We start from the raw sequence: 25,574 nt of genomic DNA, 5'->3' as shown, positions 1-25,574 counted from the left end.
TACTCGCTTCTGCTCCCATTTTCACGCGCGTCTTAGACTATCGTTCAATACAGTTTGCCATTAACGAACTGTATTAAATGTGGCGCAGGCGAATGAAGGATAAGAGCGCGTGACCTCCGCTACGGCGCATTCTATGGACCTCGATCGAAACTTCCTCAATCTGATCGAGGAGGCAACGTCGGTTCGTCATCACCCGCAGGTCCACGAATTGATCGGCCGCCTCGCGACAATCTACGAGCTGAGTTCCGTTGCCTATGTCGGCGTCAATCTTCCCGGCCCTGCCGGCGGAAATCGCTATGTCTCCACGACATTTTTGCCGGATTGGATCAATCGCTATAACGATCAGAACTACTGGCAGCTGGACCCGGTCCTGAAGCAAGGCTTCTCATCCATACTGCCTATCGATTGGGGTAAGTTCGACGTGACCAGGCCGCCATTGCGCCGTTTCTTCGGCGAAGCAGTGGAGTTCGGCGTCGGAAGGCACGGGCTCAGCTTTCCGGTCCGTGGCAGATATGGCGAAAAAGCTCTGCTCTCTGTTTCCAGCAATATGCCGCTCGGAAAATGGATCCGCTTCATGCCGTTCTGGACCCGCGATTTCCAGATCCTCGCTTTTCACATTCACCAGATGGTCCTTCGCGCCGAAGGCCACCGCGACCCAAAGATAAAACTGTCGCCACGCGAGCTGGAGTGCCTGAAATGGTCGGCCGCCGGAAAGTCTGCAGGTGAAATCGGAACCATTCTTTCCTTGAGTGAAAAAACGGTGCGCTTCTATCAAGATCTTGCCCGGCGCAAGCTTGATGCAAAAAACCTTACCCACGCTGTCGCCAAGCTCTATTCGCTCGATTTACTCTGACGATCAAAATACCCGAGTTCTCCAGTATGGCGCGGCCTTTGCCGTCGTCTAGACTGGCGCCGTATTAACGGGGTATTTCCCATGATTTATGTGATTGGCGCCGATGACTATATTTCGCACAACCATTTCCTCGACCAGATGTTTCGCCTTCGCGCCAGAGTATTCAAGGAACGCTTGAACTGGGATGTGCAAGTGCAGAACGGTCGCGAGACCGATCGGTTCGACACGTTTGATCCGCTCTACCTGACCTCGGTCAATGAACAGACCGGAAGGCTGCAGGGATCGCTTCGGTTGCTGCCAACCACGGGCCCAAACATGTTGCGTGACGTGTTCGGCGCGCTCCTGCCCGATGGCGAGTTCATTGAAAGCCCGCTCATTTGGGAAAGCTCCCGCTTCTGCATCGACCCTGACCTGGCCGCCCCGCTGGATGGCCGGCTTAACAGCGTCACGACCGAGCTTTTTTGCGGTGTTGTCGAGGTAGGCCTCTTCGCGGGGCTGGACACTGTGGTTTCGGTCTATGACGCCCGCATGGCGCGCATTTTTCGGCGCGCCAACTGGGCACCGCGTTCCGTCGGCGTCCCTACACACTTTGGCGGCATCCTCACTCATGCCGGCATGTTCGAGATTTCGGACATCGCCCGCAAACGCCTGGGCAAAGCTGGTGATCGTCCCGACCCGGTGATCATGCAACTCAATCCCTCGCCCGCCCTCTTCCTCAATGCACAGATGAGCAACCCCCAATGAAGGCCACGCGTAATGAAAGTCTCGAATATATTGCTTCTTTGCTTCAGGAACTGGCGGATCTCGCCAAAGATCAGAAACTGCCGTTCCTCTCGTACCTGATAGAAATGGCCTTCATCGAGGTTAGCGACCTGGCGAAGCAGCAAGTGTCTGGAAAGAGCAAAACGCAATCAGATCACCTCAACGGTTCCGAACCCCACTAAGGCGTATTCGACCAATTGCCAAGAGCGCCGAAGCGCGCAATGTGCTTAGTTGTGAGCCATGCAAGCTGCAACTCGGGGGCACATATGGCAACGGCCAGCAATGAAAATTTTGAACGACTTGAGGTGGCTAACAAAATCAGGGAGGAGCTCGAGCGATTGAGAACGATCGCGGCGGCCGACGGCTGGTCGTCAGTCGTGACGCTCATTTCAATTGCGTTGGCGGAGGCCGAATTGCAGGTTGCGAGTTCGAGCCAGTTGCTAACCCAAACATAACGGATTTAAAATCGCCGACTTGCGATTTCTAGAACGCGGCCAAAATACCTTCCAACTCATTGAATTGGTAGGGTTTGCGCAGCAGCGGCCGATCGGCAAATTCCGATGCGATATCTTCAAGCGAAAAACCGGATGAAAATGCAAAGGGAATGCCCTTCTCGGCAAGCAAGCTGGCGATGGGAAATGAGTTTTCACCGTGCAGCGAGACGTCGAGGATCGCAGCTTCATATGAACCCGTTTCAACAAGGCTTATGCCTTCGCTTAAGGTAGAAGCAACGTCCGGCACTTCAAAGCCCAGATCTTCCAGCATCTCCTGGATCATCATGGCGAGCAGACCTTCGTCCTCGACAACGAGAATTCTTGCCCCTTTGTTCACCGTCTAACTTTCCCCAATGTCACGATCCCCACTATTCTTATCCAAGAACGTCTTTCAGTTTCAACGCCAGTTGATCGATCGTGAACGGTTTTGGCAGCAAATTGACGCCATGGTCAAGGACGCCATTGTGAACGATTGCGTTACGGGTATAGCCGGTCGTGAACAACACTTTTACCTCCGGCCGTTTCTGCCGCACCATATCCGCCAGTTGTCGGCCGTTGGTTTCAGGTAGCACGATATCCGTGAACAGAAGGTCGATATGGGGCAGCAACTCGATTTGCTGCAGGGCCTCTTTCGGCGTGCTCGCCTGGACCACGGTATAGCCTAACTCACGCAGGGCATCGACGGTCATGTGCCGGACCTGCTCCTCATCCTCCACCACGAGGACGATTCTGGTACCGTCGACAAGAGGCAGCGCCGTTTCCAGCGCATCTCCCGGCGCCGCGACATCCGCTTCGCCGTGATGGCGCGGGAGGTAGATTTTTACCGTCGTGCCACGATCGATTTCGGAATAGATTTTGATGTGTCCGCCAGTCTGCTTGATATAGCCGTAGACCTGGCTGAGGCCGAGACCCGTCCCCTTCCCGGCGCCCTTCGTCGTGTAGAATGGATCGAACGCCCGCTCGATGACCTCCTTGGACATGCCGGTACCGGTATCGGTGATGCTGAGCATCACATATTGGCCAGGCTTGACCTCGTCATGCAGCCGCGCGTAGCGATCATCAAGTTCTGCGTTGGCCGTTTCGATGGTCAGTTTGCCGCCACCGGGCATGGCGTCGCGCGCATTGATACAAAGGTTGATGATCGCGTTTTCCAACTGGCCGATATCCGCATGGGCCTTCCAAAGACCGCCCGCCAGCACGGTCTCGATCTGGATATGCTCCCCGATCGTGCGGCGTAGCAGTTCGGACATGCCACCGACGAGCTTGTTGCCGTCGACGGTCTCGGGCTTCAACGGCTGCTGGCGCGAGAATGCCAGGAGGCGGGCCGTCAAGGTCGCGGCGCGTTGGGCCCCTTCCTTGGCGTTCTGGATCGATTTTGCCAGGCGCGGATCCTCGGAGCCCGTGAGCCGGCGCGTCGCCATGTCGAGGCTGCCGATAATGATCGCCAGCATATTGTTGAAATCGTGAGCGACGCCGCCAGTCAGTTGGCCGATCGATTCCATCTTCTGCAACTGCCGGACTTTTTCCTGTGCCGCGACGCGCTCGTCCATTTCCGATCGCAGCTGGGCGGTGCGGCGCTCCACTTTCGACTCCAGCGTCTTCGCTGCATCCTCCAATTGCTTCTGCAGGACCATCTGCTGCGCATGGGCAGCCGTAACCCGCTCCATCAGCGCAACGATGATCAACCCGTTGCAGAGAAAGCCGATGAGTGCAGCCCATTGATCCGTGGTTTCCGGCAGGACGGAGTACACCGGATCGACAAAGAAATATTGCGCCAGGAACGCCGAAAGTGCCGTTGCAAGAACCCCCGGCCCCCATCGACCGAGCAGGCTCGCAAGGAGAATCGCCGGATAGAAAAGCAGAAAATTGATGCCGCCGACATAAAGCCCGAGCCAGGCTCTGCAAACGAGCGAAACGGTAACGAGCACGATCGCAGTTGCGTAGCCGAGCCACGGACGCAGACGAATCGGATCGGTCGCAAGAAGCAAATTCATTTTTTGCAGATGCCCGGAAATATTCCCGGCCCCCATATTATACTAAGGATTGAAATGACACATGATTTGCCGCCCCGCAATAGGGCTGGTCGCGCTGGTAAAACTTACCTGAAAGCCGAACTTGGGCAGGGTCTACACCCCAGCAGATCGTGGTGGTAACTTATATGCAATGTCCGATGGTTAGCTTGGCATCTTGCACCCGGACCGAATAATCGAAAACAGCGGAGAATATTTTGCAGAAGCTCAATCTTGCGGGGCTCGCCCTTCTGGCGCTCGGCTTTCAAACCGGCGTGTCGCAGGGGAAGACGATCTGCACCATCGTTGCCAACGCATCCAATGGCAAAATCCTCGTGGAAAACGGCGATTGTCAAAGCCGGGTGACGCCAGCATCAACATTCAAGATCGCCCTGAGCGTCATGGGGTATGATTCCGGATTTCTCAAGGATGCCCACACGCCAAGGCTGCCATTTCGCGAAGGCTACCCGGATTGGCAAGGCGAGGACTGGAGACAGCCGACCGATCCGACCCGCTGGATGAAATACTCCGTGGTCTGGTACTCGCAGCAGATCACGCAGGCGCTCGGGGTCGAGCGGCTGCGTCAATATGCGACCACCTTCGGCTACGGCAATGCTGATTTTTCCGGCGATCCGGGCAAGAACAATGCGCTCGAGCGGGCGTGGATCAGTTCCTCACTGAAAATCTCGCCGCTGGAACAGGTGCGCTTTCTCGAAAAGATCGCAAACCAGAAATTGCCAGTAAACCCGCGCGCCTATGAGATGACCAACAGGATCGTTGAAAGCAGCGAGGTGCCGGGCGGCTGGACCATTTCCGGCAAGACGGGAGGCGCCTACCCGCGCAAACCTGATGGCGCGTTCGACAGAAGCCGCGGCCTCGGCTGGTATGTCGGCTGGGCACGCAAAGGCGACGACACTCTGGTGTTCGCGCGGCTCACGCAGGACGAAAGCCGGCAGGCGACATCGCCGGGGATTCGTGCCCGCGCTGCATTCCTGAAGGAGTGGCCGGCGCTAGCCGATAATTTGAAGCGTTGAGACGGGACGTACCGCCCCACCCACTATTCGCCGCTATTTCTGGGAGGCGTTTCCGTCGAACAGGGTGCGGTACTGCCGCGGCTGCGACCGTAGGTACTGGCTCGGTGCGGAAACCGTCTCGCCAAAATGTGCAGCCGCATGCCATGGCCAGCGCGGATCATAAAGCGCCGCCCTGGCAATCGCGATCAGGTCGGCATCGCCGGTCACAAGGATCGCTTCGGCCTGTTCGAACTCGGTGATGAGGCCGACTGCGATGACCGGCATGTGTGTCGCGGCCTTGACGGCTCGCGCAAATGGCACCTGGTAATTGGGACCAATCGCGATCTCCTGGTTGAATGCGAGCCCGCCGCTCGAAACATGGATGGCATCACAGCCACGCTCCTCAAGGGCATGGGCGAAGGCGACCGTCTCTTCGATATTCCAGCCGCCTTCGGCCCAATCTGTTGCCGACACGCGCATCGTGACTGGCTTGCCCGCCGGAAAGGCAGCACGGACTGTCTCGAAGATTTCGAGCGGAAAGCGCATGCGGTTTTCGAGCGACCCGCCATAGGCGTCGGTCCGTTTGTTGGAAAGCGGCGACAGAAACTGATGCAGGAGATAGCCATGCGCGCCGTGGATCTGCACCGCCGCAAGGTCGAGCCGCGCCGCGCGCGCCGTGGCGTCGGCAAACGCCTTGCGCAATCGCGCCAGTCCGTCGCTGTCAAGCGCTGTCGGAACGTCGTAGCTGTCCTTGAAGGGAACGGCGCTGGGTGCAACGGTCTTCCAGCCGTTGGCATTGTCCGGCGGCAACTGGCTGCCGCCCTTCCACGGCACCTCGCTCGAAGCCTTGCGGCCAGCGTGACCGAGCTGGATGCCTATCGGCATGTCCGACCAGCGGCGAATGCCATCGAGGACGCGGCGCATCGCCGCTTCGCAGGCATCGTCATAAAGGCCGACATCGCCGTAGGAGATGCGACCCTCCGGCGTAACGGCGGTCGCCTCGATCGTCAGGAAGCCCGCGCCGGAATTGGCAAGGGTGCCGAGATGAATGAGGTGCCAATCGCTCATCTGCCCGTCTTGCGCGGAGTATTGGCACATCGGCGCAATGACGATGCGGTTGCTGAGACTTAAATCGCCGATCGACACCGGCGAAAAGAGCTTGGTTCCACTCATAGGACCTCCGAAAACCGCTTTATGTTCGAATGGCTTTGCCGCCACATGGTAGCGTAGTCCGGCACGGCTGGTAATGCACTTTTCGAACGCAGATAGTTCGATGATGTGCTGCAGAAGACCGGTCGCAGCTCGGCGGCACAGAGACGACCATGCGAGACTTCGTTCTCTAGCGCTCCTTTGCTCCGCCGCCGGAATAGGACAATCCACCGAGCACCGCGGCGACCAACAATAGCGCCGGCACGTCGCCGAGCATATGACCGGAATGCGCACCGGGGCTGTAGGATTGGATCGCCATGATCAGCGCGTGCACGACACTCGACCCGATCGTAAAGTCGATGAGCGACCGATGTGCCATGGGGTTTCGCGCAGCTCGAACCAGAAATACTCCAAGCGTCGCATAGATGCCCACGATCATCATGAAATAGTGCGAAGCGGTCGGCGGGCCGTCATGCCACGCCCACCCTGACGGCCAGACGATCGCAAGCGGATAAAGGAGGCAGAATGCGACACCGAACACGACCAGAGCAATCTGCAGAATTTTCAGACGTGACATGGGCGCTGCTTTGTTCAGGCAAAACGGCACAGTTTCGCGATGCGGATGCTGTAAAACGTCCTGACAAGTTTTAATGGTGCCCCCGGAGAGACTCGAACTCCCGACCCTCTGATTACAAATCAGATGCTCTACCAACTGAGCTACAAGGGCAGCGGCGTCCGCTTAGCATAAAGCTCGTTCCTGTAAAATTAAAAAATCGGCGGTGAAGCGATTTCGTCAACTTTTTTAGGCGCCGGCGGTTTTGCCAGATCGGCCCTGCCGTGCTACGCGGATAGCCGCGTGTCATAGGATCTGCTGGTTGGAGCGAGGGTGAGATCGCGAACACCTTGCCAGTTAAACAGCGCGCAATGCGGATCGACCGAGGATGAGCAGGCGGAAATGAACCGAAAAATCGAAACATTTGCCTTCGTTTCCTCAGGGACGCCCGATTCCGACGAGGCGATAAGCGAGCTTGCCCGGATCTATGGCCAGACCGAAGCGCGCAACGCCGACGTCATCGTTGCGCTTGGCGGCGACGGTTTCATGCTCGCAACGCTGCAGAACTACATGAACCAGGGCAAGATGATCTACGGCATGAACCGCGGTTCGGTCGGCTTTCTCATGAACGAGTATAAGGAAGAGGGCCTGAAGGAGCGGATCGAGGCCGCACAAGCCGAAACCATCCGCCCGCTCAAAATGGTGACGGAGACGGCGGATGGCGAGACCTTCACGGCCTTTGCCCTCAATGAGGTGTCGCTGCTGCGCCAATCCTACCAGGCGGCCAAGATCCGGATCAGCGTCGATGGGCAGGTGCGGCTCGAGGAACTGATCTGCGACGGTGTCATGGTTGCGACGCCGGCCGGCTCGACTGCCTATAATCTCTCGGCGCAGGGGCCGATCATCCCGCTCGATGCGCGCCTTCTGGCGCTCACGCCTGTCTCGGCCTTCCGCCCGCGACGCTGGCGCGGCGCCCTTCTCCCAAACCGTGTGACCGTGCGCTTCGATATCCTCGAACCCGAAAAGCGCCCGGTCAATGCTGTCGCGGATCATACGGAAGTAAAGTCCGTCCTGTCGGTCACGGTTGAAGAAGCTTTGCAGATGCGAGCGACCATTCTGTTTGACAAGAACCATTCCTGGAACGAGCGAATTCTCAAGGAACAGTTCCTTTATTGACAACATTGGAATAAATTCGCGCACAATTGTAACAAACTCTTAAATGTGACCTGCGCCAAGAGTTGACTTTTGCTCCCCTGCGCCGTAACGCCATTCAAGCAAAACGCTGTGCAATTCCAAAGACCAAGGCAATCCTGGTCGGATTATGGACAGGCGCAGCACCGACTGCAGATAGAAAGTTAAACCTCCGTTGACCACCTTTGCCGATCTGGGCCTTTCACCCAAAGTGCTCAATGCTGTAGAAGCAGCAGGATATACAATTCCGACACCGATCCAGGCTGGCGCCATTCCGCATGCGCTGCAGCGTAAGGACGTGCTCGGCATCGCCCAGACCGGAACGGGCAAAACCGCTTCCTTCGTGTTGCCGATGCTGACCCTGCTCGAACAGGGCCGCGCCCGCGCCCGCATGCCACGCACGCTTATTCTCGAACCGACGCGCGAACTCGCGGCGCAGGTCGAGGAGAACTTCGTCAAGTACGGCAAGAACCACCGGCTGAATGTTGCCCTGCTCATTGGCGGTGTTTCGTTCGACGATCAGTTGCGCAAGCTTGAGCGCGGGGCTGACGTGTTGATCGCAACGCCGGGCCGCCTGCTCGACCATTTCGAACGTGGCAAGCTGCTGCTCAGCGCCGTCGACATTCTCGTCATCGACGAGGCCGACCGTATGCTCGACATGGGCTTCATCCCCGATATTGAACGCATCTGCAAGTTGATCCCGTTCACCCGGCAGACGCTGTTCTTCTCGGCGACGATGCCGCCGGAAATCACCAAGCTCACCGAACAGTTCCTGCATTCGCCGGCCCGCGTCGAAGTCGCGAAGGCAGCGACCACGGCCAAGACCGTCGAGCAGAAGCTGGTGAAGTCCGGCAAGAAGGATTGGGAAAAGCGCGCCGTGCTGCGCGACCTGATCCGCGCTGAAGACGAAGGCCTCAAGAATGCGATCATCTTCTGCAATCGCAAGAAGGATGTGTCGGAGCTCTTCCGCTCGCTCGTCAAGCATGAGTTCGATGCCGGTGCGCTGCATGGCGACATGGATCAGCGCGCCCGAACGACGATGCTTGCGAACTTCAAGGACGGCAAGCTGAAGATTCTCGTGGCCTCCGACGTCGCCGCCCGCGGCCTCGATATTCCGGATGTCAGCCACGTGTTCAACTTCGACGTGCCGATCCACTCGGAAGACTATGTACACCGTATCGGGCGCACGGGCCGCGCCGGACGTTCCGGCAAAGCCTTTACCCTGGTGACGCCCGCTGACGTAAAGCACCTTTCATCGATTGAAAAGCTGATCGGCGAAGATATCAGCTGGCTCGACGGCGACCTCTCCACCCTGCCCGTTTCGACGGAACCCGAAGAGGCGCCACGCCGCGGCCGCCGCAAGGCCGAACCCAAGCGCCGGCCACGCAACGAAGGCCGCGAGCGCGAACGGCCCCAGTCGGAAATCGATATTCTCGCCGCTGCCGACAAGGCAAAGGACGCCGAAGAAGCGCCAGTCGTGGCGGAGGTCGCCGTAGCGCCGCGCAACGCCGACAAGCCGCACAGGGCAGCCATCAAGGCCGACAATGAACAGCGCCGCGGCAAGCCTTCACAAGCCGAGCCGCGCCGTGATCATCGGCGCGAACGCGACGACCTGGGCTCGGCACCGGTCGGCTTCGGCGACGAAATCCCCGCATTCATGCTGATCGACACCAAAATCTGAACCCAGGCAGTCTTGTCGAATCCCATGCCCGTGAGCAAAGCTCAGGACCGGGATTCGGTTCAGACAGAAGGGGCTTCTCGTGCACACTCCGGGCGTCGGTTGCGGCATGGTCTTTTTGGATCGCGGCCGCATTCTCCTTCTGCAACGCAAGAAAAGCCCCGAGGCCGGAGCCTGGGGCATTCCCGGCGGCAAAGTGGATTTCCTCGAAACCGCCGAACAGGCCATACGACGCGAAGCTCTTGAGGAGACCGGTCTTGAAGCCGGAATTGTCAGCCTGCTGGGCTTGAGCGAACAGCTCTTCCACGAAGAGCAACAGCATTGGCTCGGCATCCTGTATCTCGCAAGAACCTATAGCGGCGAGGCCCGGCTGCTCGAGCCTGAAAAGCACGGCGGCATTGGCTGGTTTCCGCTCGGAGAGCTGCCGGAAAAGGTGACGATGCCGACGCTCCATGCCGTCGACCTGCTGCGCGACCGGGCGGTCGTTTAGATAAATCCTGCCTCGGTATTTATTTCTTTGTGCGCAGGGATGCCTCATAGGCGCGCCGTGCCCACTCCGCCATCATATCGGGATCGTCTATCGCCTCGTCGGGGATCGACCAGTAGGGCATGTCGATGGGCTTGTTCTTACCGCTATAGCGCCATTGCCGGCAGCCGGCGGCACTGAACGCCGGCGCTGAAACTGTATCCGCCTTGAGCAGAATCTCGTCATCCACTTCAAGCGCGATGATCAAGCCATTGAAATAGATGCCTTTGCCGCCGAACATCCGCTTGATGGTAACGGGTCCGAGACCGGAGAAAAGATCGTGAATCGCATCATTGTCCATGCACGAACTATTGCAGGACAAGCACGGCGCGTCACGCCCGATTTGACAGGAGTAATCTTAAGACGCGGCTGCAGCCAGCGCCTCCGGCTTTGCCGGCGTCAACTCGACTGATTCGCCGCACCCACAGGCCGAAGTCTGGTTGGGATTGTTGAACACAAAGCCCGTGCGCAGCGTGGTCACTTCGAAATCCATCTGCGTGCCGAGGAGATAAAGCACGGCTTCCGGCGCAACATAGACCTTAATGCCGTCCTTCTCGACCACATCGTCACCCGGCTTTGCCTCGGTAACGAGATCGATCATGTATTCCATCCCCGCGCAGCCGCCCTTCTTGATGCCGACACGAATTCCGAGCGCATTCTCGCGCGTCGCGACAATCTCGCGGACGCGGTTGGCTGCAGCATCAGTCAACGTCATGACAGAAAAACGACCCATTTCTCATCTCTCTTCTTTGAGATCGCGGAACGATCACACAACACCATAGTTAATGTTACACAACCGTCACCGCAAGTGCTCAAACTGTCCCGGCCAACGATTGAGAGGCGGAGAGCCCATGAACCATAGCAATCTTCTCTACTGCAGCATCGCATTCGCCTTCCTCGCGCCGGCCTTCGCCTCGGCCCAGGAAACGAAGCAGCCGGAACAAACGCAGGATCAGGGGCAAACTCCGGCAAAACCCGCCGAACCCGCCGCCGAAGCGCAAAGCCAGACCCCGCCCGAGTATCTCGACAATCGCAGCACGCCGGAAACCCTGATCCGATCGTACTACAATGCCATCAACCGGCAGGAATATGCCCGCGCCTACAGCTATTATGCTCCAGACAATCCGCCCAAGCCTTTTGCCGAGTTTCAGAAGGGCTATGAGACCACGGCCTCGGTAAAAGTACTCTTCGGCAAGGCCGAGGGAGAAGGCGCCGCAGGTTCCGCCTATTGGAGCAAGCCCGTTGCCATCGAATCGACCGGCAAGGATGGCAAGACCGAAGTCTTCAACGGCTGCTATCGTTTACGGCTCGCCAATCCGGCCATCCAGGGCGTGCCCTACGTCCCTATGTCGATCCTCGACGGTACGCTGGAGAAATCCGACAAGCCGCTCGAACAAAGCGTTCCTGAGGGCTGCGAGGCGCCCTGACCAATTCATCGGACGGAGCCGAAGCCCGAGGGCTTGCGGCAAGCTATCCAAACAAAGAACGGATTAATACCAGCCAACCGCAACCTGTGCCTCTTCCGACATCCGGTCGGGCGTCCACGGCGGATCGAAGGTCATCGTTACATCGACGAAGCTGACGCCTTCGACGGCGCTGACTGCATCCTGCACCCATCCCGGCATTTCTCCGGCTACGGGGCAGCCCGGCGCCGTCAGCGTCATCTCGATCTTGACCGAGCGATCATCTTCGATATCGACCTTGTAGACGAGCCCGAGTTCATAGATATCGGCCGGAATTTCCGGATCATAGACGGTTTTCAGCGCACCGATAATATCATCCGTCATCCGCGCCAGTTCATCGGCGGGAATAGCGGACGCCGACGCCGTGCCAACCGGCGTATGTACCGGATCGGCTGCAACCGTATCCTGCTTTTCAAGCGTTTCGACTTTATCGGCCATCATCATCACCCAAAGAATTTCCGCGCTTTCTCCAGCGCATCGGCAAGAACATCGATCTCGTTTCGCGTATTATACATGGCAAATGAGGCACGGCATGTCGACGTTACGCCAAAGCGCTTCAGAAGCGGCTGCGCACAATGCGTACCGGCACGCACCGCGACGCCGGCCCTGTCGATCACCATCGACACGTCATGGGCGTGAATGCCTTCGAGCTCGAATGAAATGATCGCGCCCTTGCCCTTGGCGTCGCCGAAAATGCGCAGTGAATTGATCTGCCGCAGACGCTCGTGGGCATAGTCGCGCAGATCCTCCTCATGCGCCAGAATGGCGGCGCGGCCGATCTTCTCCACATATTCGATCGCGGCACCAAGGCCGATCGCCTGGGCGATCGGTGGTGTACCCGCTTCGAACCGGTGCGGTGGATGGTTGTAGGTGACGATGTCTTCCGTCACCTCTTCGATCATCTCGCCGCCGCCCTGGAAGGGACGCATCGCTTCAAGCTTTTCCTTGCGCCCGTAGAGAACGCCAATGCCCGACGGCCCGTAAATCTTGTGCCCGGTGAAAATGTACCAGTCGCATCCAAGCTCCTGCACATCGACGGGCAGATGAACCGCACCTTGGCTACCATCGACCAGCACTGGAATGCCGCGTGCGTGGGCGATACGGACGATATCCTTGATCGGCGTCACCGTGCCGAGCACGTTCGACATATGCGTGATAGCGACGAGTTTGGTGCGCTCCGTCAGCCGCTTCTCGAATTCCTCGATATGAAACGCGCCTTGATCGTCGACCGGCACCCAGACGAGCTTGGCGCCCTGGCGCTCGCGAATGAAATGCCACGGCACAATGTTGGAGTGATGCTCCATGATCGACAGCACGATTTCGTCGCCCTCGCCGATATTCGGCATGCCATAGCCATAGGCGACGGTGTTGATTGCCTCCGTCGCCGACTTGGTGAAGACGATCTCATCAAGGGAAGCCGCATTCAGAAAGCGCCGGACATTTTCGCGCGCCTTTTCGTAGGCATCGGTCGCCGCATTGGAAAGGAAATGCAGGCCGCGATGCACATTGGCGTACTCGTTGGAATAGGTATGCGTGATCGCGTCGATGACAGCCTGCGGCTTTTGCGCCGATGCGCCATTGTCGAGGTAGACAAGCGGCTTGCCATAGACTTCGCGCGACAGGATCGGGAAATCGCGACGGATCGCCTCTACGTCGTAGCTGCTCGAAATGATCTTGGAGTCCATGATAGCCGCGTTATCCCGTTTTCCAGTTGACTTGGACGACCGCTCAGACGTGAGCGGCCAACCACTTGTCGAGGATGCCTTCCAGCGCTTCGACCAATTCCTCGTCTTGAAGCTCCTCGACGACCTCGGCCACAAATGCCTTGATCAGCAGCCCGCGTGCCTCGCTTTCGGGAATGCCGCGTGCCTGCAGATAGAACAGATGGTTCCCGTCTATTTCGGCAACCGTCGCGCCATGACCGCACGCAACGTCGTCGGCAAAAATCTCAAGTTCCGGCTTGGCGTCGAATTCGCCGTCGTCGGAAAGCAGGAGCGTGTTGCAGGCCATGCGCGCATCGGTCTTCTGGGCGATCTTGTTGACCTTGATCTGGCCCTGAAAGACGCCGCGCGCCCGGTCAGTGACGACGTTGCGGACGATTTCCACCGACGTCGTGTTCTCGACGAGGTGGCCGAGCGTCATCGTCACATCCGTATGGCAGTCGCCGCCGAGGAGATTGACGCCACGCAGCTGGAAGTCGCAGCCCTCACCCTGGGCAAGCACATGCACTTCCTGGCGAACGAGCTTGCCGCCGGCATTGACAACATAGAGGTTGAGCTTGGCGTTCTTGCCGATGGTGGCAATGAACTGAGCGAGTTGGGTCGACTGTTCGCCATGCTCGCGCAGGATGATCCAGGTAATTTCGCAATCGTCAGCGACAGTGACATTGCTGATGCTCGTCGAGAAACCGTCGCCCTCGCCGCCTGCTTGGCGCTCGATGACCGTAGCCTTGGCGCCCTTGCCGAATTTGACCGGAAACCGCACGTGGCCCTGGCCGCGCGTCTGAATGTTCTGGAGTTCGAGCGGCGTACCGAGTTCGATGCCTTCGGCAACCGACACAGCCCAGCCATCGGTAACATAGGCTGCGTTAATCTGGCCGATCGTGTCATCGCCATCACGGATGGCAAGGTCGCCAATGACCGATCCCTCCGACAGCTTCTCGCTGAACTTCTGGAATTCGACGCCATCAACTCTGGGTGCAACCAGGCTGACGCCGTTCGAAACCGCGGCAATGGCAGAGCCGGAGATAATCGGCAGCAATGCATTGGTGCCAGCAGCGCTGTCATAGGGCGCAACGCTGCGCAGCAGCGTCCGCAAATCGGTATAGTGCCAGGCTTCGACACGGCGCGAGGGCAGGCCCTGCTCCTTCAGCGCCTCAATGGCATTGTCGCGGGCGCTGGAGATTTCGCCATCGCCCGGCAGTTCGCCCATCCGGTCAACAAAGGCGTCGACCAGCGCGGCTTCCGCGGCCGTGGGCTGGCGTCTTGCGTGAACATTCATCATGACGCTCCTCAGGCTGCCTCGCCGATAATATCGGCGTAGCCGTTTTCTTCGAGGTGCAGGGCAAGTTCCTTGCCCCCCGACTTGATGACCTGCCCCTTGTAGAGGACATGCACTGTGTCCGGAACGATATAGTCGAGCAGGCGCTGGTAGTGCGTGATGACGATTACTGCCCGATCCGGCGAACGCAGCGCATTGACGCCGTCGGCAACGATCTTCAGGGCATCGATATCGAGCCCCGAATCCGTCTCATCGAGCACGCAAAGCTTGGGCTCGAGCAGTTTCATCTGCAGGATTTCGGCTCGCTTCTTTTCGCCGCCGGAAAAACCGACATTGAGCGGACGCTTGAGCATGCCGATGTCCATGTCGAGCGATGCGGCGGCGGTCTTGACGCGGCCGAGGAACTCCGGGATTTTCAGCGGTTCTTCGCCGCGTGCCTTGCGCTGCGAATTCATCGCCACCTTGAGGAATTCCATCGTGGCTACGCCCGGTATCTCCATCGGATACTGGAACGCGAGGAAAATTCCCTTTGCCGCACGCTCGGACGGGTCGAGATCGAGGATCGACTCCCCATTGTAGAGGATGTCGCCTTCCGTCACCTCATAGTCCTCGCGGCCAGCAAGAATATAGGAGAGTGTAGACTTGCCAGAGCCGTTGGGGCCCATGATGGCGGCAACTTCCCCGGCCTTGACCGTGAGGTTCAGGCCCCGGATGATCTCGGTGCCATCTTCGGCGATGCGTGCGTGCAGGTTTCTGATTTCCAGCATTTCATAGTTCCTTCGTATTCCAGCGGGACCAGCAAACAGGCGATCCTCCGCTCAATTTCATTTCCAGCATGGATAGCCTGTCGCCATCCCTCAATTCGAATTATCGCCGCTCAGGCTTTTCAGGCGCTCGACCACGGAAGCGAGCTCCTTGCGGGCCCGGATCAGTTCAGGTTCAAGCACACGTTCGGTCGCCGTGGACGAGCGCGCCAGCGTATCCGTCAATTCCTCGATGACTTCGCCAAGCTCTTCATAGCGCCGGCGCAACCTGTCGAGCTCTTCCTTCGTGGCGATGACCATTAACCGACGCTCCCCTCAAGGCTGATGCCGATGAGCTTCTGCGCTTCCACGGCAAACTCCATTGGCAGTTCCTGGATAACTTCCTTGACGAAGCCATTGACGATGAGCGCGATCGCCTCTTCCTCCGGAATGCCGCGTTGCATCACGTAGAACAGCGCGTCTTCGGAGATCTTCGAGGTGGTCGCTTCGTGCTCGAACTGCGCCGTGGCGTTCTTTGCCTCGATGTAGGGCACGGTGTGGGCGCCGCAATCATTGCCGATCAGCAGTGAATCGCACTGGGTAAAGTTGCGCGCATTCTCGGCCTTGCGGTGTGCCGACACCTGGCCGCGATAGGTATTGTTCGACTTGCCCGCCGAAATGCCCTTCGAAATGATGCGGCTCGACGTGTTCTTGCCGAGATGCAGCATTTTCGTACCGCTGTCGATCTGCTGATGGCCGTTGGAAACGGCAATCGAATAGAATTCGCCGCGCGAATTGTCGCCGCGCAGGATCACGGACGGATATTTCCAGGTGATCGCCGATCCGGTCTCGACCTGCGTCCAGGAAATCTTGGAGTTGACGCCACGGCAATCGCCACGCTTGGTGACGAAATTGTAGATGCCGCCCTTGCCTTCCGCATCGCCCGGGAACCAGTTCTGGACTGTCGAATACTTGATTTCGGCATTGTCGAGCGCAATGAGCTCGACCACTGCAGCGTGCAGCTGGTTCTCGTCGCGCTGCGGTGCGGTGCAGCCCTCGAGATAGGAGACGTAGGCGCCTTCCTCGGCGATGATCAGCGTCCGCTCGAACTGTCCGGTATCCCGCTCATTGATGCGGAAATAAGTGGAAAGCTCCATCGGGCAGCGCACGCCCTTGGGTACATAGACGAAAGAACCGTCGGTAAATACGGCCGAATTCAGCGTCGCATAGAAGTTGTCGGAGACCGGAACCACCGATGCCAGATACTTCTGGACGAGTTCGGGATATTCGCGGATCGCTTCCGAGATCGAACAGAAGATGACGCCGGCCTTGGCAAGCTCGGCACGGAACGTCGTCACGACAGAAACGCTGTCGAACACGGCATCGACCGCGACACGGCCTGACTTGTAGACGTTGTCGCTGACCTCTTCGCCGTCCGAAGTGCTCGGTTCGCCCTGCTTGCGCACGCCCGCAAGGATTTCCTGCTCTTTCAGCGGAATGCCAAGCTTCTCATAGGTACGCAGGAGTTCGGGATCGACCTCGGCAAGCGACGTCGGCCCGGTCTGGTTCTTCGGCCCGGCGAAGTACACCATGTCCTGGAAGTCGATCTTCGGATAGTTGACGCGCGCCCATGTGGGCTCTTCCATCGTCAGCCAGCGCTCATAGGCCTTGAGACGCCATTCCAGCATCCATTCAGGCTCATTTTTCTTGGCAGAGATAAAGCGAATGATATCTTCGTTAAGGCCCTTCGGCGCCTTATCCATTTCGATAAGGGTTTCAAAGCCATATTTATACTGGTCCACGTCAAGGGTGCGGACCCGATCAATAGTTTCCTGCACGGCAGGCATTGGCGTTCTCCATCCACGCGGGGTTCAAGGTCCCGCAGTTGCAAACGTCAAGGCGTATGTCGTCTTGAATATTTGCTCCGTATGTAGTGCGCAATCGCGCGATTTAACACCCGGCTGACGCCGGATTTTTTCGGTTATCGACCATAAACAGAGGCCGATAGCCGGAATTTCTAGGCCGCATCCACGGCAACAGGTTTCGAACGGTCGCGGCGGGCGACGATTTTGGCCAATGCGTGGAGAAACGACGCAACGTCGCTTTCATCCGTGTCGGACGCTGTCGAAACTCTGAGAGCACCGGTGCCGCCACCAAAACCCATGGCGGCAAGCACATGGCTGGGGCCGACCTTGCCCGAAGAACAGGCGGACCCCGCCGATAGCGCGATTCCCGCAAGATCGAAAGCGATCTGCACGGTTTCCGCTTTCATGTCGCTCAGCGAAAAGAAGGTCGTATTCGGCAAGCGGTTGGCTCCCTCGCCATGGATGATCGCATCTGGCACGATGGACTTGATACCCCGCTCGATGGCGTCGCGCGTTTTGAGGGACCAGCCTCCGGCATTCAGACGCCTGGTCGCAACCTCTGCCGCCGCGCCAAAACCTGCAATAACCGGCAGAGCTTCAGTGCCGGCCCGATGACCCTTTTCCTGGCCGCCACCGCGCACAAGTGCACGCGGCATGACCAGATCGGACACGGCCACTATGGCGCCGACGCCTTTTGGACCACCAATCTTGTGTGAAGACAAGATGAGATAGTCTGCCGAAGTATCGGATATATTGAGCGGAATCCGGCCGGCCGCCTGAACCGCATCAACCACGAACAGGCCTCCGGACGCCTTCACGACCTTACCGATCTCGTCAGTCGGCTGGATAACACCGGTTTCGTTGTTCGCAGCCTGGACGGCCACCAGCGGCAGCCCCGCGCTCCGATCGTGGGCCTCAAGGGCGCCGCGCAGCAAATCGATATCAAGGATGCCGTTGGCATCGACAGGAATAATAGTGATCTGATCCGCGGGAAACTGGCCGCCTGCGAGAATGCACGGATGCTCGCTCGCACTTGCATAGAGATGCGAAAGGCGCATCGGCGACCGTCCCATCATGAATTGCGGGGTCAGGAGGGTTGAAGCTGCCTCGGTTGCACCCGATGTAAAGAACACGTGGTCGGGCTTTGCGGCAACAAGCGCGGCGACATTCCGGCGAGCGGTCTCCAAAATGGCTTTTGCGGACCGGCCTTCCTGGTGAACGGACGATGGGTTACCCGTCTGCATGAGCGCCTGGACGACAGCATCGCGCGCCGCCGGGATCAGCGGCGCGCTTGCATTGTAGTCCAAATAGGCGCGATTGCCGGCCATGGATGGTCCTTGATCCTGTTCTTTATGAACACCGCGCTGCACAAAGCGCAATTTCCTTGAATTTTTGCCTCGGAACAGCCTATTAAGCCGCTTCGAGCAAAAATTCTATACCAGTTTTGAACGGTTCTAAACTGGTTTTATGGGCGCAGTTGGTTGCCGTCAAGTCCGGTCAACTACAACCGCCTGTGGCAAAGAGTGGAGTATACATGCCTGAAGTAATTTTCAATGGACCAGCGGGCCGTCTCGAGGGCAGATATCAGCCTTCGACGGAAAAAAACGCGCCGATTGCGATTGTCCTCCACCCTCACCCACAATTCGGCGGCACAATGAACAACAAGATCGTCTACGATCTGTTCTACATGTTCCAGCAGCGCGGCTTCACGACCCTGCGCTTCAACTTCCGCGGCATCGGTCGCAGCCAGGGCGAATTCGATCATGGTTCGGGCGAATTGTCGGACGCAGCCGGCGCGCTCGACTGGGTGCAGTCGCTGCATCCGGATTCGAAGACCTGCTGGGTGGCAGGCTACTCGTTCGGCGCGTGGATCGGCATGCAGCTCCTGATGCGCCGACCGGAGATCGAGGGCTTCATCTCCGTCGCGCCGCAGCCCAACACCTATGATTTCTCGTTCCTCGCGCCCTGCCCCTCGTCCGGCCTGATCCTTCACGGCGATCAGGACAAGGTGGCACCGCCCAAGGACGTGCAAGGTCTGGTCGACAAGCTGAAGACCCAGAAGGGCATCACGATCACGCAAAAGACCATGGTCGGCGCCAACCATTTCTTCTCCGGCATGACCGATGAAGTCATTGCCGAATGTTCGGACTATCTGGACCGCCGCCTGAACGGCGAACTGGTTGAAGCCAAGCCGAAACGGCTGCGATAACGGGCTCCAAGACTACGGATCCTCGGGACAGGCCCGAGGATCATGGTGAGCCGGATCTACCTCCGACCGGCAATTACCCCGCCCGACACCGGCACTTTGCAGCCCGTCGTCGTCGGCCAGGTCAAGGGCAGCCCGTCGAGTGCGCGAACGGCGAGGTAGGCCCAGGCCTCCGCCTCCATCGAATCACCATTGAAACCCAAATCTTCGGCGACGACGACCTTCGCGCCCGAAAGCCTCGCGCCTTCCGCCAGATCCTTGAGAATCGTTGCGTTCTTGCGCCCGCCGCCGCATATGATCCACAGCGATGGCGTTTCAGGTGCATAAGCGCCTGCCTTCAAGATGGCGTCGGCCGTCACTCTCGCCAGCGTTCGCGCCCCATCGGCAAGCTCGGCATTTCCGAGTTCCTCCAGGGTAAAATCATTGCGGTCCAGCGATTTCGGCGGCTGCAAATCAAAGAACGGTTTCGTCAGATAGCGTGTCACGGCCGCGCCTACGATCTCGCCCTCACTCGCAATGGCGCCGCCCGCATCATAGGCAATCCCGGCGCGGTCCTCGACCCACTGATCAATCAGCGTATTGCCCGGTCCCGTATCGAAAGCGATCGGATCGCCCTTCGAAGGCACGATCGTCACATTGGAAATACCGCCGATGTTGACGAAGACCACCGGCCGGCCGTGGCTGAGTTCAGCGGGAACATGCCGCGCAAGCGCACTGTGATAGGCCGGCACCAGCGGCGCACCCTGACCGCCATGCACCATATCGTTGGCACGCATGTCGTAGACGACGGGAATGCCGGTCACTTTGGCAAGAAGTTCTCCGTTACCCAATTGGACAGTCAAGCCTTCGCTTGGTCGATGCAAAACCGTCTGGCCATGAAATCCAATAATATCAATGTCTTTCGCTTCGATGTTCTGACCGGACAGAAACTGCTTCACGGCATCGCCGTGCCGCCGAGTCAGCTCTTCTTCGATTGGCGCGAGCGTTCCCGGCCGCTCATTGCGCCGATTAATTGCCTTCGCCTCGCTGAGCGACGCTTCGATGCGGCGACGGAATGCAGTCTCGTAAGGCGTGAAGCCGGACGATCCCCGCGCGACGTTGCCACCGCCATCAGTTTCGACGAGCGCGATATCGATACCGTCCATCGACGTTCCGCTCATCAGCCCGATTGCACGCCGTATTGCCGCCAAGACACTGCCTTTCTTGTGATTCGATTGAGAATGATGTTAAACGGCACCGTCTGTTAAGGCACATGCTTTGTGCCGTTTTATTCAATCAGGAAAACCCGAAATGTCTGCCTTCAAATCCGAGTTTCTGCACACGCTTTCCACGCGCGGCTTCATCCATCAGACCTCCGACGATGCGGGTCTGGATGCGCTCTTCGCCAAGGAAACCGTGTCTGCCTATATCGGCTTTGATCCGACGGCATCGAGCCTCCATGCGGGCGGCCTGATACAGATCATGATGCTGTACTGGATGCAGAAAACCGGCCATCGCCCTGTCGCACTGATGGGCGGCGGTACCGGCATGGTCGGCGACCCGTCTTTCAAGGACGAGGCGCGCAAGCTGATGACGCCCGAGACCATTCAGTCCAACATCGATAGCATCAAGCGCGTATTCACAAATTATCTCAACTTTGGCGATGGTCCCAGCGACGCGCTGATGGTCAACAATGCCGAATGGCTTCTGCCGCTCAACTACCTCGAATTTCTGCGCGACGTCGGCCAGCACTTTTCGGTCAACCGCATGCTGTCGTTTGATTCGGTCAAGCAGCGGCTCGATCGCGAGCAATCGCTGTCGTTCCTCGAATTCAACTACATGATCCTCCAGGCCTATGATTTCGTCGAGCTCAACAAGCGCTACGGCCTGCGCCTGCAAATGGGAGGCTCCGATCAGTGGGGCAACATCGTCAACGGCATCGACCTCGGCCATCGTCTGGGAACGCCGCAGCTCTACGCCCTCACCTCGCCGCTGCTGACGACATCTTCAGGTGCGAAGATGGGCAAGTCTATGAACGGCGCCGTGTGGCTCAACGCCGAACTCCTGAGCCCCTATGATTTCTGGCAATACTGGCGCAACACCGAAGACGCCGATGTGGAGCGCTTCCTGAAACTCTACACGACACTGCCGCTCGACGAGATTAGCCGGCTTAGCGCCTTGGGCGGTGCGGAGATCAACGAGACCAAGAAGGTACTCGCCACCGAAGTGACGAGCCTGCTGCATGGCCGGAAGGCTGCTGAAGAAGCAGCCGAGACCGCGCGCAAGACTTTCGAGGAAGGCGCTCTTGCGACCAGCCTGCCGACAATCGAGATCGCCGCAAGCGAACTTGAGGCCGGAATTGGTATCTTGACCCTAATTGTCAAAGCAGGGCTCGCCGCTTCCAACGGCGAAGCACGCCGCCATATCCAGGGAGGCGCGGTTCGGATCAATGACGCCAGCATATCGGACGAGCGGGCTCAGGTCGGCGCTTCGGAGGTGACCGGCGATGGCGTCATCAAGCTCTCGCTCGGCAAGAAGAAGCACATCCTCATTCGCCCGGTCTGATCAAGTCCCTACTGGAACTCGAAGATCGAACGAAAGATGCCAGGAGCAATCACGGATATCGGGTTGACGATGATCTGTGGTTGCTTCAGCGGTCCCTGCAACCGGTAGGTTATGCCGATAAGGCCGCGGTCGCGGCCATTGCCGAGGAACATGCCGAGGATCGGCAACTCGCCGAAGATTCGATTGATGCCGTAGGCCGGCATGAATGTTCCGGTCAGGTTCATGTTCCCTGCCGGATCGCTGAGCACGCCCTGAAACGTCGTGCCGATCGTCGGCCCACGGATCACGCCATTTGCAAGATTGATGTAGTTCGAGCCTTTCTCGATCTGCGAGAAGCCGCGATCGAACGTCACGCGCGACACGTCGATGTTCTTCTGCACGGCATCGTTGAGGCTCGTGCCGTTTGGCGAGGTTGACACCAGTTTGGCGAGCCGCGGCTCGTTCACGAGCGTGAAGTTCTGGGCATCGACCTGCCCGCGCAACGGCCCGTCGCCTTTGGAGTCGAGCGCAACGCTGATGCTGCCGCCTTGCATCTTCTCGTAAAATCCGAAGAAGCGCAGCACCGCGCCGGCTTCGCGCGACTGAAGGTTGATAGAGCGGGCGCCGCTCCCGGAACTATCCGTCGCAATCACCTTCTGGCCGGATTTGCTGATCGCGTTGAAGGCGAGACCCGAAACATTCGAGCCGACGCCCTCGTAGGAAAGCGAGACATTGCTGAAGGTTTCCTGATAGAACCCGACGACATTGTCGATGTCGGCATTGATCAGCACTCTCTGCTTGCCACCTGCCTCGCTGTTCTTCTGCTTCTTGTCCGTGATCTGATTGAGCAAGGGCCGCGCATCGAACGCATTGCCCTTCACGTCAACGCGGAAGCCATATTGCGTCCGCGCCACCTTGACCGTGATGTCGTCGCCGCGATTGAGCTTGACGTTATTGAAATCTGCCGAGCTCAGATCGCCGCCGACGACCTTGACATCGCCCTGGATGCGGAACGTCTCGCCCGCAATATCGAGATCCTTGATGATTGCCGTATCGCCGTCCTGCTGCAGGGCGAATTTTGCGGTGGCCTTCACACCGGCGCCCTTGGTCCAGCCGATTTGCGCCAGTTTTATCTCGGCCTTGGTCAAGTCCGCCGTTGCAACACGCGCGCCATCGGCACCCTTTGAAATATCGACCGATATCGGGCCGGACAGCAGCGGGTCGAGCGCAGGAAAGAGCGCGTTGCGTGTCTTGTCGTCGAGCCGCAAGGTGACGTTCTGCTCGCGCTTCGCCGTGTTGCCGCCCAGGGGCTCGAACAGTTCCACATCGGCGGGAATGCCGTTGAGTTTGGCTTCAGCATCAAGGCTCGCCCCCTCGCGGGTGACCGAAAGCGAACCACTTGCATCCGTGATCAACTGTCCGTCGATTTTCTTGGCGAGGTCGATGTTGGAGAGCGCCATCTCGGCGGTATATGTAAGGCTACCCGGGGGCGCGCGCCGCGTAATCGGGAATGAGACGAGCACGTGTGCCTTGACGTTCCCTTTGATGTCATCGGGCGTGAACGGCAGGTTTTTTACGGCGTTTATGGGCTTGTAGCCGATGATTTCGGCGACGGCCGAAGCGTCGCCTGCAAGATTAAGGTCGAGATCGGCGAGCACCGGCCGTTGCGGCCCCCACGGGATGACCAGCGTGCCGCCGACAATATGTGCTTCGCGGTTGTTCGGGGTAATTGCAATGCCGTTCTCCAGCGAGATCGTCGTGCGCGCGCCGCGCACGCTGATCTTACCGTCGGCATTGCTAACGGGCGGCAGTTCACCGACGATATTGAAGTGCGAGCCCTGGACGGTAAAATCCGCCTGCAGTTCATCGGCTTCGAGCGGCGGCGGCTTGCCGGGGCCGTTGAACCGGCCGGCCGCGAAATTCAAGTCGATCCTGCTGTCACTGGTCGTTCCGCCGGTGAGATTTTCGAGAACCCACCGCCGCGCGCCGGTAGCGACCCAAACGGGCCATAACTGTTTGGCATCGGCAACGGGCATCTGTGGAATCTGCAGCGACATTTGCATGGCCGGCGTGCCATTGCCAAACGTCGCCTTGGCAAAACCTGTCAACGCGCTGTCTTCGCCGGCACGTACGGAAATCTTCGGGATATCGAGCAATTTTTGCGACGGCACGTATCGTCCCGACAAGCCGGCATCGAATGCCAGCGCCGGTTCGCTCGAGTCCTGCGGCGAAGACGTTGCTTGGTTGGTACCAAGTTCGAACCGATAAGCCGGTTCCGCCGGATTTGCCGCGTCCGGGGTAATCGCGCCCGTGACGGTTCCCTTGAATGCACCGAAATGCAGCGTCGAAGGCTTGAGATCGATAGCCTTCGACCCTGCAGCGTGCTCGAAATTGATCTGCGCCGCGACAGCCATATCGTCGACATTGCCGATTGAAACCGGGCCCTCGCCTATGTTGAGCGCGCCCCAGACGCGGGCCGGCTCGCTCGCCGACCCGGCAAGACCATCGAGCTTGATTTCGGCGAGATTATCATAGGCAAGATAGGCGCCGTCAGGCTTGATGCCGTCGACATCGGGCACAGGCGCATTGCCAAATGTGCCATGGAGAGGAATTTTGCTGATGTCGAGCGAAAACGCCTCTATTTTCGCGCCGACGGCCGAGCGCTTTGCCTGTGCGGCAATGGCGATTTGCTTGCCTCGCCACTCGACCGTTCCGTTGATGGCGACAGGCCCGCCAGTCTCTGACAGATCGAGATTGACGATCCGCAGTCGCTCCGGTGCGCCGGCGATGGTGAAATCAAACGATGTGTCGGTGATGGTAATGTCGCGTGTCTCGCGCTGATCGAGCAGCGACACCGCGCTTTCAAGTCCCGAGAAGATCAGGCGCGAGGCGCCATCGAGATCGACGAGACCCTGCGCGTCCCAGGGAACGAGGGTCATGAAATCGAAGGGTACCTTCGAGGTAACCTTGATCTCGGCACCGTCGAGTTCGAGGCGCTCGACCTTGACGTTACCTTGCAGCAACGGCAGCGTCGCCAGACCGATCCGCACGGAACGGACATTGTTTATTTCGATGCCGCGCTTCGCGTCGGCAATGTTGACGTCCCTTGCCTCGAGGGCGAGGTGATGGCGCTGGTCGAGTGATATCTGCGCCGACTGGATCGTTGCCGCGGTCTCCGGGCCGACAACCGATTTCAACGCCGCCTGCGTGCGCCGGGTCAGGGCTTCGCCGCCTATGCCGACCCGCAGAACCGTAAAGGCTATGCCTCCAAGAATGGCGACAAGAATGATGAATGAAAAGCAGGCGTTCGTTGCAATATGCAAACGCGAACGACGCCGCGGCGTCGCCACGGGAGCCCTGCCGCGCTTATGAGCTGACGGGTAACGATGAAGTTTTGTGAGGTCGCGCTTCGTGAAGCGGACTTTTTCCGGTTTCTCTGTCAAATTCCCAAGCCAATTGAGGAATCATATGGGAAACCGTAGACGATTCCCTTGCCTCTGTAGTTGCGTAACTGAGGCGGGCATTCAATAATCAAAAGAAAGGCAT

General features: G+C 58.6%; 26 protein-coding genes and 1 tRNA gene. 11 read left to right on the top strand and 16 right to left on the bottom strand.

The features are described from left to right. Positions 1-109: 109 nt before the first annotated feature. The 4 genes from BLR72_RS05870 to BLR72_RS05855 all read left to right on the top strand — a co-directional run bounded on the left by BLR72_RS05870 (position 110) and on the right by BLR72_RS05855 (position 2,070). Positions 110-853, top strand: coding sequence for a LuxR family transcriptional regulator (locus BLR72_RS05870; RefSeq protein WP_139202502.1), 744 nt, complete (start codon positions 110-112; stop codon positions 851-853). An 81-nt stretch (positions 854-934) separates the two neighbouring features. After that, positions 935-1,597, top strand: a complete 663-nt coding sequence (locus BLR72_RS05865) for an acyl-homoserine-lactone synthase (protein WP_091946060.1) — start codon at positions 935-937, stop codon at positions 1,595-1,597. Continuing rightward, the gene (locus BLR72_RS05860) at positions 1,594-1,797 is read left to right on the top strand and encodes a hypothetical protein (RefSeq protein WP_091946057.1); all 204 of its coding nucleotides are present in this window, start codon (positions 1,594-1,596) and stop codon (positions 1,795-1,797) included. The genes BLR72_RS05865 and BLR72_RS05860 overlap by 4 nt, the downstream gene beginning before the upstream one ends. Positions 1,798-1,881: 84 nt before the next feature. After that, complete coding sequence (locus BLR72_RS05855; RefSeq protein WP_091946054.1) at positions 1,882-2,070, top strand: hypothetical protein; 189 nt, start codon at positions 1,882-1,884, stop codon at positions 2,068-2,070. 28 nt (positions 2,071-2,098) lie between these two features. On the opposite strand, the gene BLR72_RS05850 is transcribed toward BLR72_RS05855, so the two are convergent. After that, complete coding sequence (locus tag BLR72_RS05850) at positions 2,099-2,446, bottom strand: response regulator (RefSeq protein ID WP_210183718.1); 348 nt, start codon at positions 2,444-2,446, stop codon at positions 2,099-2,101. A gap of 37 nt (positions 2,447-2,483) precedes the next feature. Beyond that, positions 2,484-4,103: an ATP-binding protein gene (locus BLR72_RS05845; protein WP_027231397.1), complete on the bottom strand. Its 1,620-nt coding sequence runs from the start codon at positions 4,101-4,103 to the stop codon at positions 2,484-2,486. Between the two features lie 233 nt (positions 4,104-4,336). On the opposite strand from BLR72_RS05845, the gene blaOXA reads away from it, so the two are divergent. Next, positions 4,337-5,152, top strand: coding sequence for a class D beta-lactamase (gene blaOXA, locus BLR72_RS05840; RefSeq protein ID WP_091946051.1), 816 nt, complete (start codon positions 4,337-4,339; stop codon positions 5,150-5,152). A gap of 33 nt (positions 5,153-5,185) precedes the next feature. On the opposite strand, the gene BLR72_RS05835 is transcribed toward blaOXA, so the two are convergent. From BLR72_RS05835 to BLR72_RS05825, 3 genes are all read right to left on the bottom strand, one after another. After that, positions 5,186-6,304, bottom strand: a complete 1,119-nt coding sequence (locus BLR72_RS05835) for an NADH:flavin oxidoreductase/NADH oxidase (RefSeq protein WP_091946048.1) — start codon at positions 6,302-6,304, stop codon at positions 5,186-5,188. Positions 6,305-6,470: 166 nt separating this feature from the next. Further along, positions 6,471-6,857 carry a DUF6632 domain-containing protein gene (locus tag BLR72_RS05830; RefSeq protein ID WP_091946045.1) on the bottom strand — a complete coding sequence of 129 codons (387 nt, stop codon included), beginning with the start codon at positions 6,855-6,857 and terminating at the stop codon, positions 6,471-6,473. Between the two features lie 74 nt (positions 6,858-6,931). Continuing rightward, positions 6,932-7,007: transfer RNA gene (locus BLR72_RS05825), tRNA-Thr, on the bottom strand. 228 nt (positions 7,008-7,235) lie between these two features. Between BLR72_RS05825 and BLR72_RS05820 the strand changes: the two genes are divergently transcribed. From BLR72_RS05820 to BLR72_RS05810, 3 genes are all read left to right on the top strand, one after another. After that, entirely contained in the window at positions 7,236-8,009 is a 774-nt protein-coding gene (locus BLR72_RS05820; protein WP_091946042.1) for an NAD kinase, read from the top strand. A gap of 190 nt (positions 8,010-8,199) precedes the next feature. Continuing rightward, positions 8,200-9,705, top strand: a complete 1,506-nt coding sequence (locus BLR72_RS05815; RefSeq protein ID WP_027231402.1) for a DEAD/DEAH box helicase — start codon at positions 8,200-8,202, stop codon at positions 9,703-9,705. A 79-nt stretch (positions 9,706-9,784) separates the two neighbouring features. Then, complete coding sequence (locus BLR72_RS05810; RefSeq protein WP_091921630.1) at positions 9,785-10,192, top strand: NUDIX domain-containing protein; 408 nt, start codon at positions 9,785-9,787, stop codon at positions 10,190-10,192. A gap of 19 nt (positions 10,193-10,211) precedes the next feature. Here the strand turns inward: BLR72_RS05810 and BLR72_RS05805 are convergent, their stop codons facing one another. Both BLR72_RS05805 and sufA read right to left on the bottom strand, forming a co-directional pair. Further along, positions 10,212-10,529 carry a TfoX/Sxy family protein gene (locus tag BLR72_RS05805; RefSeq protein ID WP_091921632.1) on the bottom strand — a complete coding sequence of 106 codons (318 nt, stop codon included), beginning with the start codon at positions 10,527-10,529 and terminating at the stop codon, positions 10,212-10,214. A 57-nt stretch (positions 10,530-10,586) separates the two neighbouring features. Beyond that, positions 10,587-10,961 carry a Fe-S cluster assembly scaffold SufA gene (gene sufA / locus BLR72_RS05800; protein ID WP_091921634.1) on the bottom strand — a complete coding sequence of 125 codons (375 nt, stop codon included), beginning with the start codon at positions 10,959-10,961 and terminating at the stop codon, positions 10,587-10,589. A 118-nt stretch (positions 10,962-11,079) separates the two neighbouring features. Between sufA and BLR72_RS05795 the strand changes: the two genes are divergently transcribed. After that, positions 11,080-11,655 carry a Cif family virulence factor gene (locus BLR72_RS05795; protein WP_091946039.1) on the top strand — a complete coding sequence of 192 codons (576 nt, stop codon included), beginning with the start codon at positions 11,080-11,082 and terminating at the stop codon, positions 11,653-11,655. 63 nt (positions 11,656-11,718) lie between these two features. On the opposite strand, the gene BLR72_RS05790 is transcribed toward BLR72_RS05795, so the two are convergent. The 7 genes from BLR72_RS05790 to BLR72_RS05760 form a co-directional block, all read right to left on the bottom strand. Then, the gene (locus tag BLR72_RS05790) at positions 11,719-12,129 is read right to left on the bottom strand and encodes an SUF system Fe-S cluster assembly protein (protein ID WP_091946670.1); all 411 of its coding nucleotides are present in this window, start codon (positions 12,127-12,129) and stop codon (positions 11,719-11,721) included. Positions 12,130-12,134: 5 nt separating this feature from the next. Continuing rightward, positions 12,135-13,376, bottom strand: coding sequence for a cysteine desulfurase (locus BLR72_RS05785; protein WP_091946036.1), 1,242 nt, complete (start codon positions 13,374-13,376; stop codon positions 12,135-12,137). A gap of 43 nt (positions 13,377-13,419) precedes the next feature. Next, entirely contained in the window at positions 13,420-14,691 is a 1,272-nt protein-coding gene (sufD, locus tag BLR72_RS05780) for a Fe-S cluster assembly protein SufD (protein WP_091946667.1), read from the bottom strand. Between the two features lie 11 nt (positions 14,692-14,702). Next, positions 14,703-15,458 (bottom strand): Fe-S cluster assembly ATPase SufC, encoded by a 756-nt coding sequence (gene sufC, locus BLR72_RS05775; RefSeq protein ID WP_027231410.1) that lies wholly within the window; start codon positions 15,456-15,458, stop codon positions 14,703-14,705. 90 nt (positions 15,459-15,548) lie between these two features. Further along, the gene (locus tag BLR72_RS05770) at positions 15,549-15,755 is read right to left on the bottom strand and encodes a hypothetical protein (protein WP_027231411.1); all 207 of its coding nucleotides are present in this window, start codon (positions 15,753-15,755) and stop codon (positions 15,549-15,551) included. Beyond that, the gene (gene sufB / locus BLR72_RS05765; protein WP_027231412.1) at positions 15,755-17,281 is read right to left on the bottom strand and encodes a Fe-S cluster assembly protein SufB; all 1,527 of its coding nucleotides are present in this window, start codon (positions 17,279-17,281) and stop codon (positions 15,755-15,757) included. Before sufB ends, BLR72_RS05770 begins: the two co-directional genes overlap by 1 nt. A 170-nt stretch (positions 17,282-17,451) precedes the next feature. After that, entirely contained in the window at positions 17,452-18,627 is a 1,176-nt protein-coding gene (locus BLR72_RS05760; protein ID WP_091946033.1) for a cysteine desulfurase family protein, read from the bottom strand. 206 nt (positions 18,628-18,833) lie between these two features. On the opposite strand from BLR72_RS05760, the gene BLR72_RS05755 reads away from it, so the two are divergent. Continuing rightward, positions 18,834-19,508: an alpha/beta hydrolase gene (locus BLR72_RS05755; protein WP_027231414.1), complete on the top strand. Its 675-nt coding sequence runs from the start codon at positions 18,834-18,836 to the stop codon at positions 19,506-19,508. Positions 19,509-19,564: 56 nt separating this feature from the next. On the opposite strand, the gene BLR72_RS05750 is transcribed toward BLR72_RS05755, so the two are convergent. Then, positions 19,565-20,695 (bottom strand): anhydro-N-acetylmuramic acid kinase, encoded by a 1,131-nt coding sequence (locus tag BLR72_RS05750; protein WP_091946030.1) that lies wholly within the window; start codon positions 20,693-20,695, stop codon positions 19,565-19,567. Positions 20,696-20,795: 100 nt separating this feature from the next. On the opposite strand from BLR72_RS05750, the gene tyrS reads away from it, so the two are divergent. After that, a complete protein-coding gene (gene tyrS / locus BLR72_RS05745; protein WP_091946027.1) occupies positions 20,796-22,049 on the top strand; it encodes a tyrosine--tRNA ligase in 1,254 nt (417 codons plus the stop codon). Positions 22,050-22,057: 8 nt separating this feature from the next. Here the strand turns inward: tyrS and BLR72_RS05740 are convergent, their stop codons facing one another. After that, positions 22,058-25,378: a YhdP family protein gene (locus tag BLR72_RS05740; protein WP_091946024.1), complete on the bottom strand. Its 3,321-nt coding sequence runs from the start codon at positions 25,376-25,378 to the stop codon at positions 22,058-22,060. Positions 25,379-25,574 lie beyond the last annotated feature (196 nt).

Origin of the sequence: Phyllobacterium sp. YR620 (genome assembly GCF_900104165.1) — a bacterium.
Taxonomy (GTDB): domain Bacteria; phylum Pseudomonadota; class Alphaproteobacteria; order Rhizobiales; family Rhizobiaceae; genus Phyllobacterium; species Phyllobacterium pellucidum.
This window is presented reverse-complemented; position numbering and strand designations above follow the sequence as displayed.

Excerpts from the sequence above, each read along its gene's own strand:
- BLR72_RS05865 (WP_091946060.1), top strand. The coding sequence starts at position 935 with ATGATTTATGTGATTGGCGCCGATGACTATATTTCGCACAACCATTTC.
- BLR72_RS05860 (WP_091946057.1), top strand. The coding sequence starts at position 1,594 with ATGAAGGCCACGCGTAATGAAAGTCTCGAATATATTGCTTCTTTGCTT.
- BLR72_RS05855 (WP_091946054.1), top strand. The coding sequence starts at position 1,882 with ATGGCAACGGCCAGCAATGAAAATTTTGAACGACTTGAGGTGGCTAAC.
- BLR72_RS05845 (WP_027231397.1), bottom strand. The coding sequence starts at position 4,103 with ATGAATTTGCTTCTTGCGACCGATCCGATTCGTCTGCGTCCGTGGCTC.
- BLR72_RS05835 (WP_091946048.1), bottom strand. The coding sequence starts at position 6,304 with ATGAGTGGAACCAAGCTCTTTTCGCCGGTGTCGATCGGCGATTTAAGT.
- BLR72_RS05830 (WP_091946045.1), bottom strand. The coding sequence starts at position 6,857 with ATGTCACGTCTGAAAATTCTGCAGATTGCTCTGGTCGTGTTCGGTGTC.
- BLR72_RS05820 (WP_091946042.1), top strand. The coding sequence starts at position 7,236 with ATGAACCGAAAAATCGAAACATTTGCCTTCGTTTCCTCAGGGACGCCC.
- BLR72_RS05805 (WP_091921632.1), bottom strand. The coding sequence starts at position 10,529 with ATGGACAATGATGCGATTCACGATCTTTTCTCCGGTCTCGGACCCGTT.
- sufA (WP_091921634.1), bottom strand. The coding sequence starts at position 10,961 with ATGGGTCGTTTTTCTGTCATGACGTTGACTGATGCTGCAGCCAACCGC.
- BLR72_RS05795 (WP_091946039.1), top strand. The coding sequence starts at position 11,080 with ATGAACCATAGCAATCTTCTCTACTGCAGCATCGCATTCGCCTTCCTC.
- BLR72_RS05790 (WP_091946670.1), bottom strand. The coding sequence starts at position 12,129 with ATGGCCGATAAAGTCGAAACGCTTGAAAAGCAGGATACGGTTGCAGCC.
- BLR72_RS05785 (WP_091946036.1), bottom strand. The coding sequence starts at position 13,376 with ATGGACTCCAAGATCATTTCGAGCAGCTACGACGTAGAGGCGATCCGT.
- sufD (WP_091946667.1), bottom strand. The coding sequence starts at position 14,691 with ATGAATGTTCACGCAAGACGCCAGCCCACGGCCGCGGAAGCCGCGCTG.
- sufC (WP_027231410.1), bottom strand. The coding sequence starts at position 15,458 with ATGCTGGAAATCAGAAACCTGCACGCACGCATCGCCGAAGATGGCACC.
- BLR72_RS05770 (WP_027231411.1), bottom strand. The coding sequence starts at position 15,755 with ATGGTCATCGCCACGAAGGAAGAGCTCGACAGGTTGCGCCGGCGCTAT.
- sufB (WP_027231412.1), bottom strand. The coding sequence starts at position 17,281 with ATGCCTGCCGTGCAGGAAACTATTGATCGGGTCCGCACCCTTGACGTG.
- BLR72_RS05760 (WP_091946033.1), bottom strand. The coding sequence starts at position 18,627 with ATGGCCGGCAATCGCGCCTATTTGGACTACAATGCAAGCGCGCCGCTG.
- BLR72_RS05755 (WP_027231414.1), top strand. The coding sequence starts at position 18,834 with ATGCCTGAAGTAATTTTCAATGGACCAGCGGGCCGTCTCGAGGGCAGA.
- tyrS (WP_091946027.1), top strand. The coding sequence starts at position 20,796 with ATGTCTGCCTTCAAATCCGAGTTTCTGCACACGCTTTCCACGCGCGGC.